Raw genomic sequence first — 13,644 nt, forward strand, 5'->3', positions numbered from 1 at the left:
CCGTTACGCCTCCTGTCCGGCAAGCGGCAACGCGAAGGTAAACACCGTGCCGTACGGCTCTCTGCGGCGCGCGCTCAGTTTTCCCCGATGCCGTTCAATGATGCTGGCGCTGATGGTCAGCCCCATCCCCATTCCCTGCGCTTTGGTCGAATAGAACGAGTCAAAGATCCGCTCGGTGAGCTCCGGCTCAATGCCGCTGCCGGTATCGGCGATCTCAAAGATCACCTTCCCTTCGGCGCAGTTCGCGGTGGCGATCGTGATGCTGCACGGGCGATCCGTCACTTCCGCCATCGCTTCCATCGCATTCATCACCAGGTTAAGCAGCACCTGCTGGATCTGCACGCTGTCGCCGATGATAAAGCTGTCGTCAGCGTTCAGGAGATAATCAACGCTTATGTGTCGCAGCTCAAGTTCGCTGCGAGAGAGCATAATGATGTGGTGGATCAGGAAGTGCAGATCGATTCGCGTAAACGTGGGGTCCTGTTTGCGCGTCAGAGATTGAATGCTGCGGATGATCTCCCCTGCCCGCTCGCCCTCGGCGGCGATCTCCTCCAGCCCCTCGCGCACTTTGTCCAGCCGCGCCGGATCGCGGTTGAGCCAGCGCAGGCTCGCGCCGGCGTTCGAGACAATCGACATCAGCGGCTGGTTGATCTCGTGCGCGATCGAGGAGGTCAGTTGCCCGACGGTGGTGGCCCGTGAGACTCGCGCCAGATCCGCCTGCGCCACCCGCATCGCATCTTCCGCCGCCCGCTGGCTGGTGATGTCGGTAATGATGCCGTAATACTCATTCACCTCGCTGCCCACGCCCACCGGATCGCCAATCCCGAGGATGTAGCGAACGGAGCCGTCGGTGCGGATAATGCGAAACTCCGCGCGCATCGACAGCCCGTCACGCACGCTCTGATTAACGAGGTTACCGATCCGGCCATAATCATCCTCATGCACGAAGGTCAAAAACTCCGCCATTGAGATCATCTTTTGCTGCTCCGGCAGGCCAAGAATACGGGCGTACTCTTCGGACATAAACATCAGATCCTGCACCAGCTCCCAGCGCCAGCTGCCGGTATGGCTGATCTGCTCACCCAGCATCAGCGAGGTCTGGCTGGCGCGCAGCTCTTTCTCCACCCGTCGGCGGTGGATGTTTTCCGCCAGCAGCTCGGCGTAGAGCCGTGCCGTCTCCAGCGAAACCGCCGCCTGCGCGCCCAGCAGGCTGACCACGCGCGAATGTTCGGCGGTAAACACTTCCGGCATCAGGCGGTTTTCCAGATACAGAACCCCCACCAGTCGCGCCTGTTTGAACATCGGGACACACATCACGGCGGCGCCGGACGTCACCAGATAAGGATCCTGGCTGAACGGGTGAAATTCCTCCGGTTTGCCGGTGCGGATCTCCTGCCCGGTGCGGATCACCGCGGCCAGCACCGACAGCGGCATGTCCGTCGCCATCGGTGTCTCTTTCAGGATGCGAACCCGCACCCCGTCGGTGCTGGTCCAGGCGCTGGCTTCGATCTCCGGGATGTGATTATCGCTGACGCGAAGCAGCAGGCCACGCTGCGCCCCGGCCCGTTCAAGCAGCAGCGTCATCAGGTTTTCAATTAAACGCTCGAGGTTGATTTCTTCGGACAAGGCGCGTGAGGCTTTGATGACGCTCTGTAAATCGCGGATCACCTCGTTCTGGGCAAATGCCACGGTGTCGTACGCGCGGCTCTGCCCGGAGGCCAGCAGATGCGGGAAATCCTGCTCCATCTGACGCACCTTGGCCTGCGCCCCGGCGCGGCCCCAGGCGGCAATCGAACCGCGGAAATGGGCGTCGGAGGCGGTCGGGTAGCCGCAGGCCAGCGAGAAACGCCCTGCCAGCTCGTGGGCCAGGGCATTGATCGGGTTAAACCCGCCCTCCCGCGAGAGCCGCACCGCCTTTTCATACTGCTCCAGCGCGATGCTGTTCATGCCGTCCAGACGGACGATTTCGGCATAAATCAGCGCCTCTTTATCGGCAAACGTGCCCGGATTGATCCGCGCCCAGAGGGCAATTTTGTCGTAATGGTGATGAATACTGCGGCGATAATCCGCCGAGAAGGTCTCCGGCGTAAGCTGGCGGGAGAGCGCCAGCGCGCTGTAAAAATGGTAATCCAGCAGATGGATATGGCCCGGTGCGGACCACGCATACCAGCCCGCCCTCTCTAAATCCGCCTGCGCGTCGGCGTATTCGCCGCAGGTAAAGTGCGCCATCCCGCGATAGAGCCAGTACCAGAACAGCATGGTCGAGGTCTGCTCGGGCGCCTGCTCCGGCGGTGCGGGCAGCAGATCGTCAGGCAGCGCCTGGGCGGCGCTCCATGTGCCCGTCACCGGCGTGCGTAAAAACTCCACGTAGCGGCGCTGAATGTGCAGAACGGTTTCAATGTCCTGATAATCCGTTTTACGCACAAAGGCCAGACCGCGATCGATGCTGGTCAACACGCCGTCCAGATGATCGCCCCGGGAGAGGAAGTTAATGATCTGATGACAGGCCGCGAAGCAGGCCATCGTCATGTCGCCGTGGGTCACCGCCGAGGTAAAGCAGGCCTTGGCGCACTCGATAGTGTACGACAGCGGCTGGGTCCAGACGCTGAGCTGGTCGAGCGGCAGCAGAGTTTTAGCTTCATAGGCATCATAGCCGTGGCGGTTCACCAGCTCGCGAGCCAGCGTGCCGTACTCAAACCCGAGACGGTATTCGGCGTAGCGGTGGCCAATCAGCACGCCAAACCAGGCCATCGCCGTGGTGGATGCGCCGGTTATGCCGCGATCGAGCGTGAGGTGCATCATCCGGCACAGGAGTAAAAAGTGCAGGCGCGGGCAGGTAAAGCTGGCGAAAATACTGGCGCTGTAAAGCAGGTTCATTACCGCTTCGGTCTCCGCGCTCTCCATCAGCTTAAGCTGAGTAAACGGGTTCTGCGGCGCGTCGGCGGTGCGTTGACAGAACTGCTGCCAGGCCTCGTCACATTCGGCATTTTCCGGGTAGCGGCTGATCTGGATCCCGAACACGCCCAGCCAGCATAACGACGCCTCCAGCGCCAGGCGGATCTCCGACTGGCGCATATAGACTTCCGCCAGCAGGTTAGCGGCCAGCGCTTTCTCCGTCAGCCCGCCCGGTGAGCCGAGGATCGTATCGCACAGCGCGCGCGTGCGCTCCAGGTGCCCGAGCGCGAACTCACAGCCCGCCTCTTCGATATCCAGCATAAAGTCCGAGACCGGACCCGCGTTCCCCAGCGCTCTGGCGGTCTGGATGTAACTTAAGGCGGAAAGGTAATCGCCGGTACGCTTCGCACGCCGCGCGGCCTGGAGGCTCAGCTCACGGAATCTCTGGCGCTGCGGCGCAGGCTGGATGCAGTCCAGCGCGGCGCTGACGTGGTGAACCGCGCGGAACAGTAGTTCGTTACCCGCCGTCTGCCGCGCGGCATCCGCCAGCAGGCTGGCGGTGGTCAGGTGCAGATGGCTTTTCTCGCCCTCATCCAGCAGGGCAAAGGCGGCTTCCTGCACCCGATCGTGGGTAAAAGCGTACTCTTTCTCCGTCAGCACTATCAGCTGAGCGGTAACCGCCGGATGAAGGGCGTAGCGGATTTCCGCCGCCGACTGCCCCACCACGCGGCACAGCATCTCCAGCTCGCCCGTGCAGCCGAGGCAGGCGATGCTGCCCAGCAGGCGGCGCGTCTCGTCGGGCATCTCTTTGAGCTGTTCAAGCACCAGCGTCACCACGTTCTCGGTGTAATGCCGGGCGCGGATGGCCTGGAGATCGTAATGCCATTTCCCCTGATATTTGTTGTGCACCACCAGTCCGTCATCGACGATGCGGCGGAAAAATTCCTGAACGAACAGCGGGTTGCCGCCGGTTTTTTCATGGATCAGCGTGGCAAGATCGGAGGTGCCGGTACTGCGGGCATGAAAAATCCCCCCGAGCCAGCGTGCCACGGCCTTCACCGACAGCGGCTGCGGCACGATCGTCATGGCATGCTGCGCCGCCTCCGGCAGGCTCGCCAGCGCGGCCTGCAAGCTGGGATCAGAAAGCGAACTGAGATCGCGGTGCGCCACCACCACCAGCAGCGGGATGGCGCCGCAGGCGCGCAGCAGGTAATCGAGCGTTTGCAGGCTGGCGGCGTCGATCCACTGCACATCATCCAGCAGCAGCACCAGCGGCGCGCCCTGGGTGGCGAAGGTTTTCACCAGCGCCAGCACCATATGGCTGAAGCGCGCCCGCGCGTCGATGGAAAATGTATCCGCAGAGAAACGCGGTTTATTCTCAAGAAATAAATTCAGCTCCGGCACCAGGCTGACAGCCAGCTCCTCGAAGCCTTCCAGCGCGCGCGACAGGCGGGTTTTCCACGTCGCCACCTCCCCGGCTGGCAGCCCGAGCAGGTGCAGCGTGAGCGTCCGAAACGCCGAACTCAGCACGCCGTAGGGCAGCGTGGGAGAGTATTGATCGACCTTGCCCACCGCCAGCAGCACCTTGCGCTGTTGCAGCGATTTCAGCGTGGTGGCGATCACGGAAGATTTGCCGATCCCCGACGGACCGCCAATCGTCACCAGTTCCGGCGCACCGCTCTGGCTGACCCGCTCAAACGCGGCGATGACGTCGCTGGCCTGCGGATGCGCAGAGAAAAGCGAATCGGCAAGATGGATCGCCGGAGAGCGATCCTGCTGGCCGGGAATAAAGTCGACGATCTCACCTTCGGCGGTCAGCGTCGCCTGGCAGCGCCTGAGGTCGGCAATCAGCCCGTCGACGGTCTGATAGCGATTCTCCGGATTCTTCTCCAGCAACTTAAGGATAATGGTCGAGAGCATGCCGGGTACGTCCGGACGCACCCGGCCCGGCGCAAGCGGCTCAGAGGCAATGTGGTAATGCGCCCAGTTAGTCTGGTCATCAGCGCTCAGTTCAAACGGCAATCGCCCGGTCAGAAGTTCATAAAGCACGATACCCAGACTGTAGAGATCGCTCCGGCTGTCGACGGCGCGCCGGGTACGCGTGGTGTGTTCCGGTGACATGTAGGCGGGCGTGCCGCCAGACGCGGCAAGCCGGGACTGGGAGAATGCGTCGGAGGTGGCGCAGGAAAGACCAAAGCTGCACAGACGGCTGGTGGCGTCGTGATGAACGAAGATCGACCCGGGTTTGATATCGCCGTGGATCAGGTTGTGCAGATGCATCTGGCGCAGGGGACCGCAGATGCGGATCGCCATCTCGATAAAGCGGGCGATCCCGGAAATCGCCTTACCTGCCCGGCACGCCAGCAGTTCAAAGCAGAACGGCGCGTAGACCAGCGCAAAACGTCCGCGGTACTGGGTTGAAGCGACGGGCCGGATAGCCCAGCCGTCATGAAGTCGATCGCGCAGGGCAAACTCGTTTTTAAGCAGCCGCGTTGCCCGCTCCTCTTCTTCATCGCTGACCGCGGTGGCAATAATAAACGAACCGCCGGACTGGGGATGCCGCCCGTTCATCCAGGAGATGCCGCCCTCCTGCGCCAGCACGGTAAAAATAACATCCTCTTTCAGAACAAAAGCCCGCCCTTCATGGAGACTTCCCCGGGCGGGCCAAAATGCAGGCGACGTTTGTTCGTTCATCCGCGATCCTTATTGTCGGCGGGTCAGCTCCCGCTGAATATGATCCAGCAGAATATCGATGTTAATCGGCTTACGCAAAAATGCAGCGGCGCCCAGGCTGAGTGCATACCGCTGCATATTTTCATCCGCATGGCCGGAGATAAACAGTATTGGCGGCGGCGGCGAGGCCAGCAACCGCAGCTTCTCAAACAGCTCGATCCCGTTCATGCCGCGCAGCTTGATGTCGGTGATCACCAGCGACGCGCCTGACAGGGCGAGAGGGTGGCTCAAAAACACCTCTGCCGAATCGAAGGTATCGGTAGCATACCCTTCCGATTGCAGCAGGTTACTGAGCCCGCTGCGAACAGAGCGTTCGTCATCAATGATGGCAATGCGCCACGGCAGCGTCATGCTGTCTTTCCTCAAACAATTCGTTACGCGTCGCGGCTTTCCTTCGCGGGCGCTGGGGGCGCGGTACCGCTGATTTTCGGTACGCATTCATGACGAAACCAGGCCAGGGTCAGCGGTTCGCGGCTCACCAGACGCCGTCCGATGGGGATCAGTTGTTCACCCACCAGCATGCCGAACAGGCCAAGCAGCGCGACGACCGGCGGCGCCGGGGAATGCACGTCGAGCAGGGCGTAAATTACCCCAGCCGCGACCCCGCACACCAGCGAAATAATCCAGGCCTTCATGATGACGCTCCGGTCAGGTGCTGAACGTGGGGAACCGTCACCTGCACGCCAGCGGGATTATCGCGGGATAAAAGATGACGCATCGCCTGTTCCCCTGCCAGCATGCCCAGCAGGCCAATCAGCGCCAGCGCGGGCGGTGCGGGGGAACGCACCTTCAGCACGGCATACATCAGGCCAATCAGCACGCCTGCCGCGAGGGATATCAACCCTGTACTCATTGTGAACTCCAGAGAAAAAGGCAGTGACGAGCCGGATGAGGGACCAGCCCGCCGCCGGGATTTAGCGTGCCGGAACCGGCGCTAAGGTACGGTGCTCGCTCTTCTGGCGAGACGGCGCTTTGTGCACCATGGTGTAGGCATAATCCACGCCCATGCCGTACGCACCGGAGTGCTCGCGCACGATATCCATCACCGCGGTGTAGGTCTCTTTATGCGCCCAGTCACGCTGCCACTCCAGCATCACCTGCTGCCAGGTCACCGGGATCACGCCCGCCTGGATCATGCGCTGCATCGCGAAGTCGTGGGCTTCTTTGGAGGTGCCGCCGGACGCGTCCGCCACCATATAAATTTCGTAGTCCCCTTCCAGCATCGCGCACAGGGCAAAGCTGTTGTTGCACACTTCGGTCCACAGGCCCGCGACAACCACCTTCTTCTTGCCGTTAGCCTTCAGCGCGTCACGCACTTTCTGGTCGTCCCATGAGTTCATGGAGGTACGCTCTAGGATGTCCTGGCCCGGGAACACGTCCAGCAGCTCCGGATAGGTGTTACCGGAGAAGCTTTCGGTTTCAACGGTGGTGATGATGGTCGGGATGTTGAACACTTTTGCCGCTTTCGCCAGCGCCACGGTGTTGTTTTTCAGCACCTGGCGGTCAATAGACTGCACGCCAAACGCCATCTGCGGCTGGTGGTCGATGAAGATGATCTGACAGTTGGCTGGGGTTAAGACTTCGAGTTTTGTAGTGGTCATAAGATTATCCAGTGAGGTTAAAGGTTAAAATCGCCGCGAACAGCACGCCGATAAAATCGCATTCATCCTATGACCCACGCCGCTGGCGCGTAATTATCTCTTCGTATAGTTAACCTTAGGTATAGTTATACTTTGGTATACCTATCCTATTGTATAACTGGATCTTTCCCGAAACCGGTTCCCATAATCCTGACCATTCCCCTCTCAGTCTGGAGCAGTTATGGTTACCCTCGGTAAAGCCGATCTCATTCTGGTTAACGGCCAGTTTCACACCGTCGATCGCGAGAACCCTCTCGCGGAAGCCGTTGCCGTGCGCGACGGCAAATTCCTGGAAGTGGGCACCGTCGCCGAGGTGATGCAACACCACTGCGACGGCACTAAGGTGGTCGACTTAAAAGGCCACACCGCCATCCCCGGCCTGAACGACTCGCACCTGCACCTGATCCGCGGCGGGCTGAACTACAACCTCGAGCTGCGCTGGGAAGGCGTACCGTCCCTGGCAGATGCCCTGCGGATGCTGAAAGAGCAGGCCCTGCGCACGCCATCGCCCCAGTGGGTGCGCGTGGTGGGGGGCTGGAGCGAGTTCCAGTTTGCCGAGCGCCGTATGCCGACGCTTGATGAGATCAACGACGCCGCGCCGGATACCCCGGTGTTTATCCTTCACCTGTACGACCGCGCCCTGCTCAACCGCGCCGCGCTGAAGGTGGTCGGCTACACCAGGGACACGCCGAACCCGCCGGGCGGCGAGATCCAGCGCGACGCCAACGGCAACCCGACCGGGATGCTGATCGCCCGTCCTAACGCCATGATCCTGTACTCAACCCTCGCCAAAGGGCCGAAGTTGCCGCTGGAGCAGCAGGTCAACTCCACGCGCCAGTTCATGCGCGAGCTAAACCGCCTGGGGCTGACCAGTGCCATCGACGCGGGCGGCGGCTTCCAGAACTACCCGGAAGATTACGAGGTAATTGCCGAGCTGCACGAGAAAAAGCAGATGACCATCCGCATCGCCTACAACCTGTTTACCCAGCGTCCGGGCCACGAGCTGGAAGACTTTGAAAAATGGACCGACATGCTCACGCCGGGCCAGGGCAGCGACTTCTTCCGCCACAACGGCGCGGGCGAGATGCTGGTCTTCTCCGCCGCCGATTTTGAAGACTTCCTCGAGCCGCGCCCGGACCTCGCGCCGGGCATGGAGGACGAGCTGGAGCGCGTGGTGCGCCATCTGGTCGAACACCGCTGGCCATTCCGCCTGCACGCTACCTATAACGAATCCATCAGCCGCATGCTGGATGTGTTCGAGAAGGTGAACCGCGACATTCCGTTCAACGGGCTGCACTGGTTCTTCGACCACGCCGAAACCGTGTCACAGGCCAACATCGACCGCATCAAAGAACTGGGCGGCGGCATTGCCGTGCAGCACCGCATGGCCTTCCAGGGGGAATACTTCGCCGAGCGCTACGGCATCGAAGCCACCCGCCACACGCCGCCGGTGGCGAAAATGCTGGAGACCGGCGTGCCGGTGGGCTTAGGCACCGACGCCACCCGCGTGGCGAGCTATAACCCGTGGACCGCGCTCTACTGGCTGGTCTCCGGCCGCACCGTTGGCGGGATGCAGATGTACGATCACAGCGCCCGTCTGGATCGCGATACCGCCCTGATGCTCTGGACCCAGGGCAGCGCGTGGTTCTCCAGCGAGCAGAACCAGAAGGGGCAGATCAAAACGGGCCAGCTCGCGGATCTGGCGGTGCTCAGCAAAGATTACTTCCGCGTGCCGGAAGAGGAGATCAAGGGCATCGAGTCCGTCCTCACCGTGGTCAACGGCGATATCGTCTACGCCGCTGGCAGCTTTGGCCCGCTCGCGCCGCCCGCCATTCCGGTCCTGCCCGAGTGGTCCCCGGTGGTGAAGGTGCCGGGCCACTACCGCAGCGCGCCGCCGCAGGCCGCACGCGTCGGCATGAGCGCCGTCCACCACTGCAGCGGCCCGTGCGGGGTTCATAGCCACCAGCATGATTTCGCCCGCACGTCAGAGATGCCGGTGTCCGACGATAACGCTTTCTGGGGGGCGCTGGGCTGCAGCTGCTTTGCATTCTGATGAAACAAAATGACGCTTCGCCCCGGATCGATCCGGGGCTGTTCTTCCTGCGCCTGACCGGCAGCCTGCTGCTGCTGTACGTGCACGGCCTGCCTAAGGTGCTCCACTTCAGCGAAGAGCTGACGCGCATCGAAGATCCGTTTGGTTTCGGACCTTACGCGAGCCTGATCCCGGCGATCGTCGCCGAGGTCATCTGCCCGCTGTTTATCATTGCAGGGGTTTACACCCGCCTGGCGTGCCTGCCGATTATCGCCGTACTGCTGGTGGCGATGCTGGCGGTGCACCCGGACTGGTCGATTGCCGAAGGGCAGTTTGGCTGGCTGCTGCTGATTATCTTCACCACCCTCGCCCTCACCGGACCGGGCCAGTGGCGGCTGCAGCGTAAGACGACGGAGAGGTTCGCATGACCCAGGTTAACGACGTTCGCGACGCACACGTCGAGACGACGCCCGCATCGGCGGCTTCGCCCTGGCAGCCGCTGAGCCAGCCGGTGTTCCGCATGCTTTGGATCGCCACGGTGGTCTCTAACGTCGGCTCATGGATGAGCGACGTCGGTATCAACTGGAGCATGCTGACGCTCAGCGCCGATCCGCTGGATATCGCGCTGGTGCAGGCGGCCAGCAGCCTGCCGATGTTCCTCTTCGCCCTGCCGTCCGGGGTGATGGCGGACATCGTTGACCGACGTAAATACCTGCTCTTCTCTCAGCTATGGGTATTCATCGCCGCTGCCGGGCTGACGCTGCTCTCTTTTACCGGACACGTCACCCCCACCGTTCTGCTGGCGGCAACGTTTCTGCTGAGCGTGGGCGCGGCCATGAGCTCGCCGCCGTTTCAGGCGATTGTGCCTGACCTGGTGAGCAAGCCCGAGCTGGGTTCCGCCGTGGCGCTTAACTCGCTCGGGGTCAACATCAGCCGGGCGATTGGCCCGGCGCTGGGCGGTTTCCTGCTGTCGCTGGCCGGGCCGTGGATGGTGTTTGCGCTTAACGCGCTATCCGTGGTCGGCGTGGCGTGGGTGCTGTGGCGCTGGCGTCCGGCGCCTTCCGTGCAGCGGCTGCCGCCGGAGCACTTCTTCTCGGCGGTGCGGTCCGGCATTCGCTACGTGCACGCCGCCCCGGTGCTGCGCAACGTGCTGGTGCGTACCGTGGCGTTCTTCGTTTTCGGCAGCGCGGGCTGGGCGTTACTGCCGCTAGTGGCGCGCCGCGAGCTGGGCTTAGGCCCGGCGGGCTACGGCGTGATGCTGGCGTGTATCGGCCTGGGGGCGATTGCCGGGGCGATCCTGCTGCCGCGCCTGCGCCAGCGGCTGAATGCCGATCGGCTGATGTTGGCCGCCAGCCTGACGTTTGCCCTCACCATGCTGGCGCTGGCGTTCGTGCGCCACGTCTGGCTGCTGAACCTGTTTGAGTTTTTTACCGGCTTCGCGTGGATTGCGGTGCTCTCCACCCTCAACCTTGGCGCACAGCGCAGCGCCGCCCGCTGGGTGAAGGCCCGCGCGCTGGCGGTGTACCTGACGGTGTTCTTCGGCTCGATGACCGCAGGCAGCGCCGTCTGGGGGCAGATCGCCTCGCAGTTCGGCACCCCGACCTCGCTGGTGGTCGCCACGCTGGGGATGGTGCTGGCAAGCGCGACGGCGTTCCGCTGGAAGCTGGAGAAAGATCCGAATTTAAATCTCGACCTGAGCGGGCAACCGCTGGACGGCGTGGAGATTGAACTCCCGAACGAGCGCGGCCCGGTGCTGGTGTCGCACGAGTACATCATCGACCCACAGAACGAGAAAGCGTTTTTGCAGGCCGTGCACGAGCTACGCCGGGTGCGCCGCCGCGCCGGAGCGATGAGCTGGGCGGTGTACGAGGATATCGAACGTCCAGGGCTGTTTATCGAGACCTTCCTGATGGGTTCCTGGATTGAGCATTTGCGCCAGCAGGAACGCCACACCATGAATGACCTCCTGTTGCAGAGCCGCGTTCTGGCTTTTCATCAGGGCACAACATCACCGGCAATTCGCTATCTGGTCGCGCCGGTATAACCATAACAATCACCTGCACAGGAACACACTATGGCACTGTTTAAGGCAAAAGACGGCACGCAGATTTACTACAAAGACTGCGGCGCGGGCAAACCGATCCTCTTCAGCCACGGCTGGCCGTTGGACGGCGACATGTGGGACAGCCAGCTGAACTACCTGGCCGAGCGCGGCTTCCGCGCCATCGCCTTTGACCGTCGCGGCTTTGGGCGTTCGGATCAGCCGTGGAACGGCTATGACTACAACACCTTTGCGTCCGACATTAACGACCTGATTACTACCCTGGATCTGCGCGACGTAACGCTGGTGGGCTTCTCCATGGGCGGCGGCGACGTGACCCGCTACATCAACAACTACGGCAGCGAACGCGTGGCTGGTCTGGCGCTGCTGGGCGCGGTCACTCCAATCTTCGGTAAATCGGATACCTTCCCGCAGGGTGTGGATCAGAGCGTGTTCGACGGCATCCGTGACGGACTGCGTAAAGATCGCGCCCAGTTCATCAGCGACTTCGCCACCCCGTTCTACGGCACCAACGCCGGGCAGACCGTTTCCGCGGGTGCCCTGACGCAGACGCTGAACATCGCCCTGCTGGCGTCCCTGAAGGGCACCATCGATTGCGTGACCGCCTTCGCCGAAACCGACTTCCGTCCGGATATGGCGAAAATCGACGTGCCGACGCTGGTGATCCACGGCAGCAACGACCAGATCGTGCCGTTTGAAAGCACCGGCAAGCTGGCGGCGGAGATGATCAAAAACGCCACGCTGAAGGTGTACGACAACGCGCCGCACGGCTTCGCGCTGACCCACCAGGATCAGCTCAACGAAGATCTGCTGGCGTTTGTGAAGTCGCTGTAAGTCATTACGCGAAGCCTGATGGCGCTTCGCTTATCAGGCCTACAAGGGCTGGTCCTGTAGGCCGGGTAAGGCGCAACCGCCACCCGGCGCTTTCGCAGACGCATTCCGCTCCGCCAGCAGCCGACAAATCTCCGCATGCTTCTCCTCGGTAAAGGTAAAGCGCGACATAAAGCCCATGCGGATCAGCGACCCAATCGCCGGCAGCAGGCAAATCCCGAAGAACAGCCCCGACAGCACGCTGTCGCTCTGTGACTGCGCCTGCGGCACATAGTCGATCATCGTCAGAAACACGCCGATTAACCCGCCGCCCACCGCCACCGACATCTTGCCGGTAAAGGTCTGCCCGGAGAAGGTGATCGCTGCGCAGCGCTTGTTAGTGTGGTACTCCGCGTACTCGATGGTGTCGGCAATCATCGACGAGGTGAGGATGTTGGTCATCATCACGAACAGCGTGCTCAGGCCGAGCAGGATAAACAGCAGCGCCGTGTGCTGATAGCCCGTGAACCACATCACCACGCGCACCGCCACGTCCAGCCCGCAGAGGATCATAAACAGCTTCCGCTTCTGCATCCGGCGCGTCAGCAGCGGGGCGACCAGGCACAGCACCGCCGCCACTATCCCCATCACGCCAATTGCCATTTGCAGGCTGCCGTCGCCCATGTTGTTGATAAAGAAGTAGATATAGAGTCCGCCCGCCACGTTATGGAACACGCAGAAAAAGAACGACAGCAGGACGATAAACAGCGGCTTGTTCTGGCGCAGGTTGTGGAAGGTGTCGCGCATCGTCACCTTTTCCGGGCTGGGCGGGACGCGCTCTTTGATCTGCATAAAGCCGTTGAGCATCAGCGGCAGCCCCACCAGCATCATCACCAGCGCCGCCATAAAGTAGCCTTTATCGTTGCTGTACTGGGCAAAGAACGCCGCCAGCTTCGGGAAGAAGATATTGGCGCAGGCAATCCCGGCGTTCACCCCGAGCATCGCCGCCGTTACCGCGCGGGTGCGCTGGCCGGAGTCGTTGGTCATCACCGACGACATCGACCAGAACGGGATATCGGAGATGGCGTACAGCGTCCCCCACAGGATATACGTCACCCCGGCGTAGAGGATTTTGGTGGTCATGTCCGCTTCGATTTTATAGAACGCCAGCAGGGTGACGCCGGTAATCAGCAGCGGCGCAATCAGTAAAAAGTGGCGAAACTTGCCAAACCGGCTGTTAATGGTGTCCATAATGCTGGCAAACAGCGGATCGTGAACCGCGTCCCACGCGCGGGCAATCAGGAAGATGGTACTTGCCGCCAGCGCCGAGATCCCCAGCACGTCGGTGTAAAAATAGTTTATAAACGAACCCACTAAACCAAAGCTAAAACACTGACCTAAACCATAGCCAAAGTAGGACCACAACTCGCGAGACGGTATTTTCATTGTCATTGCCATAGTGCGTACCTGGT

Annotated in this window: 10 protein-coding genes; 4 read left to right on the plus strand and 6 right to left on the minus strand. The window is 61.7% G+C overall.

The features are described from left to right. Nucleotides 1–3 precede the first annotated feature (3 nt). The 5 genes from ACOT1A_RS08950 to ACOT1A_RS08970 all read right to left on the minus strand — a co-directional run bounded on the left by ACOT1A_RS08950 (nucleotide 4) and on the right by ACOT1A_RS08970 (nucleotide 7,229). A complete protein-coding gene (locus ACOT1A_RS08950; protein WP_105322988.1) occupies nucleotides 4–5,589 on the minus strand; it encodes a trifunctional serine/threonine-protein kinase/ATP-binding protein/sensor histidine kinase in 5,586 nt (1,861 codons plus the stop codon). Between the two features lie 9 nt (nucleotides 5,590–5,598). Next, the gene (locus ACOT1A_RS08955; protein ID WP_022646924.1) at nucleotides 5,599–5,979 is read right to left on the minus strand and encodes a response regulator transcription factor; all 381 of its coding nucleotides are present in this window, start codon (nucleotides 5,977–5,979) and stop codon (nucleotides 5,599–5,601) included. Between the two features lie 23 nt (nucleotides 5,980–6,002). Next, nucleotides 6,003–6,263 (minus strand): XapX domain-containing protein, encoded by a 261-nt coding sequence (locus ACOT1A_RS08960; RefSeq protein WP_006810276.1) that lies wholly within the window; start codon nucleotides 6,261–6,263, stop codon nucleotides 6,003–6,005. Further along, nucleotides 6,260–6,481, minus strand: a complete 222-nt coding sequence (locus ACOT1A_RS08965; protein WP_022646923.1) for a DUF1427 family protein — start codon at nucleotides 6,479–6,481, stop codon at nucleotides 6,260–6,262. The genes ACOT1A_RS08960 and ACOT1A_RS08965 overlap by 4 nt, the downstream gene beginning before the upstream one ends. A 61-nt stretch (nucleotides 6,482–6,542) precedes the next feature. Continuing rightward, nucleotides 6,543–7,229 carry a hydrolase gene (locus ACOT1A_RS08970; protein WP_022646922.1) on the minus strand — a complete coding sequence of 229 codons (687 nt, stop codon included), beginning with the start codon at nucleotides 7,227–7,229 and terminating at the stop codon, nucleotides 6,543–6,545. A gap of 220 nt (nucleotides 7,230–7,449) precedes the next feature. Between ACOT1A_RS08970 and ACOT1A_RS08975 the strand changes: the two genes are divergently transcribed. From ACOT1A_RS08975 to ACOT1A_RS08990, 4 genes are read left to right on the plus strand one after another with little or no spacing between them, the layout of a single operon-like run. Then, nucleotides 7,450–9,321, plus strand: a complete 1,872-nt coding sequence (locus tag ACOT1A_RS08975) for an amidohydrolase (protein ID WP_023299235.1) — start codon at nucleotides 7,450–7,452, stop codon at nucleotides 9,319–9,321. Beyond that, the gene (locus ACOT1A_RS08980) at nucleotides 9,321–9,728 is read left to right on the plus strand and encodes a DoxX family protein (protein WP_023299234.1); all 408 of its coding nucleotides are present in this window, start codon (nucleotides 9,321–9,323) and stop codon (nucleotides 9,726–9,728) included. Before ACOT1A_RS08975 ends, ACOT1A_RS08980 begins: the two co-directional genes overlap by 1 nt. Continuing rightward, complete coding sequence (locus ACOT1A_RS08985) at nucleotides 9,725–11,344, plus strand: MFS transporter (protein WP_105322987.1); 1,620 nt, start codon at nucleotides 9,725–9,727, stop codon at nucleotides 11,342–11,344. Before ACOT1A_RS08980 ends, ACOT1A_RS08985 begins: the two co-directional genes overlap by 4 nt. Nucleotides 11,345–11,374: 30 nt before the next feature. Beyond that, nucleotides 11,375–12,196: an alpha/beta fold hydrolase gene (locus tag ACOT1A_RS08990; RefSeq protein WP_063146610.1), complete on the plus strand. Its 822-nt coding sequence runs from the start codon at nucleotides 11,375–11,377 to the stop codon at nucleotides 12,194–12,196. A gap of 39 nt (nucleotides 12,197–12,235) precedes the next feature. On the opposite strand, the gene ACOT1A_RS08995 is transcribed toward ACOT1A_RS08990, so the two are convergent. Beyond that, nucleotides 12,236–13,630 (minus strand): MFS transporter, encoded by a 1,395-nt coding sequence (locus ACOT1A_RS08995; protein WP_048965575.1) that lies wholly within the window; start codon nucleotides 13,628–13,630, stop codon nucleotides 12,236–12,238. Nucleotides 13,631–13,644 lie beyond the last annotated feature (14 nt).

This window comes from Enterobacter cloacae complex sp. SYL003 (genome assembly GCF_049236925.1).
Classification (GTDB): domain Bacteria; phylum Pseudomonadota; class Gammaproteobacteria; order Enterobacterales; family Enterobacteriaceae; genus Enterobacter; species Enterobacter intestinihominis.

What these genes read in the sequence shown, in the direction of transcription:
- ACOT1A_RS08985 (WP_105322987.1), top strand. Translation starts at nt 9,725, where the DNA reads ATGACCCAGGTTAACGACGTTCGCGACGCACACGTCGAGACGACGCCC.
- ACOT1A_RS08965 (WP_022646923.1), bottom strand. Translation starts at nt 6,481, where the DNA reads ATGAGTACAGGGTTGATATCCCTCGCGGCAGGCGTGCTGATTGGCCTG.
- ACOT1A_RS08960 (WP_006810276.1), bottom strand. Translation starts at nt 6,263, where the DNA reads ATGAAGGCCTGGATTATTTCGCTGGTGTGCGGGGTCGCGGCTGGGGTA.
- ACOT1A_RS08975 (WP_023299235.1), top strand. Translation starts at nt 7,450, where the DNA reads ATGGTTACCCTCGGTAAAGCCGATCTCATTCTGGTTAACGGCCAGTTT.
- ACOT1A_RS08950 (WP_105322988.1), bottom strand. Translation starts at nt 5,589, where the DNA reads ATGAACGAACAAACGTCGCCTGCATTTTGGCCCGCCCGGGGAAGTCTC.
- ACOT1A_RS08995 (WP_048965575.1), bottom strand. Translation starts at nt 13,630, where the DNA reads ATGGCAATGACAATGAAAATACCGTCTCGCGAGTTGTGGTCCTACTTT.
- ACOT1A_RS08990 (WP_063146610.1), top strand. Translation starts at nt 11,375, where the DNA reads ATGGCACTGTTTAAGGCAAAAGACGGCACGCAGATTTACTACAAAGAC.
- ACOT1A_RS08970 (WP_022646922.1), bottom strand. Translation starts at nt 7,229, where the DNA reads ATGACCACTACAAAACTCGAAGTCTTAACCCCAGCCAACTGTCAGATC.
- ACOT1A_RS08980 (WP_023299234.1), top strand. Translation starts at nt 9,321, where the DNA reads ATGAAACAAAATGACGCTTCGCCCCGGATCGATCCGGGGCTGTTCTTC.
- ACOT1A_RS08955 (WP_022646924.1), bottom strand. Translation starts at nt 5,979, where the DNA reads ATGACGCTGCCGTGGCGCATTGCCATCATTGATGACGAACGCTCTGTT.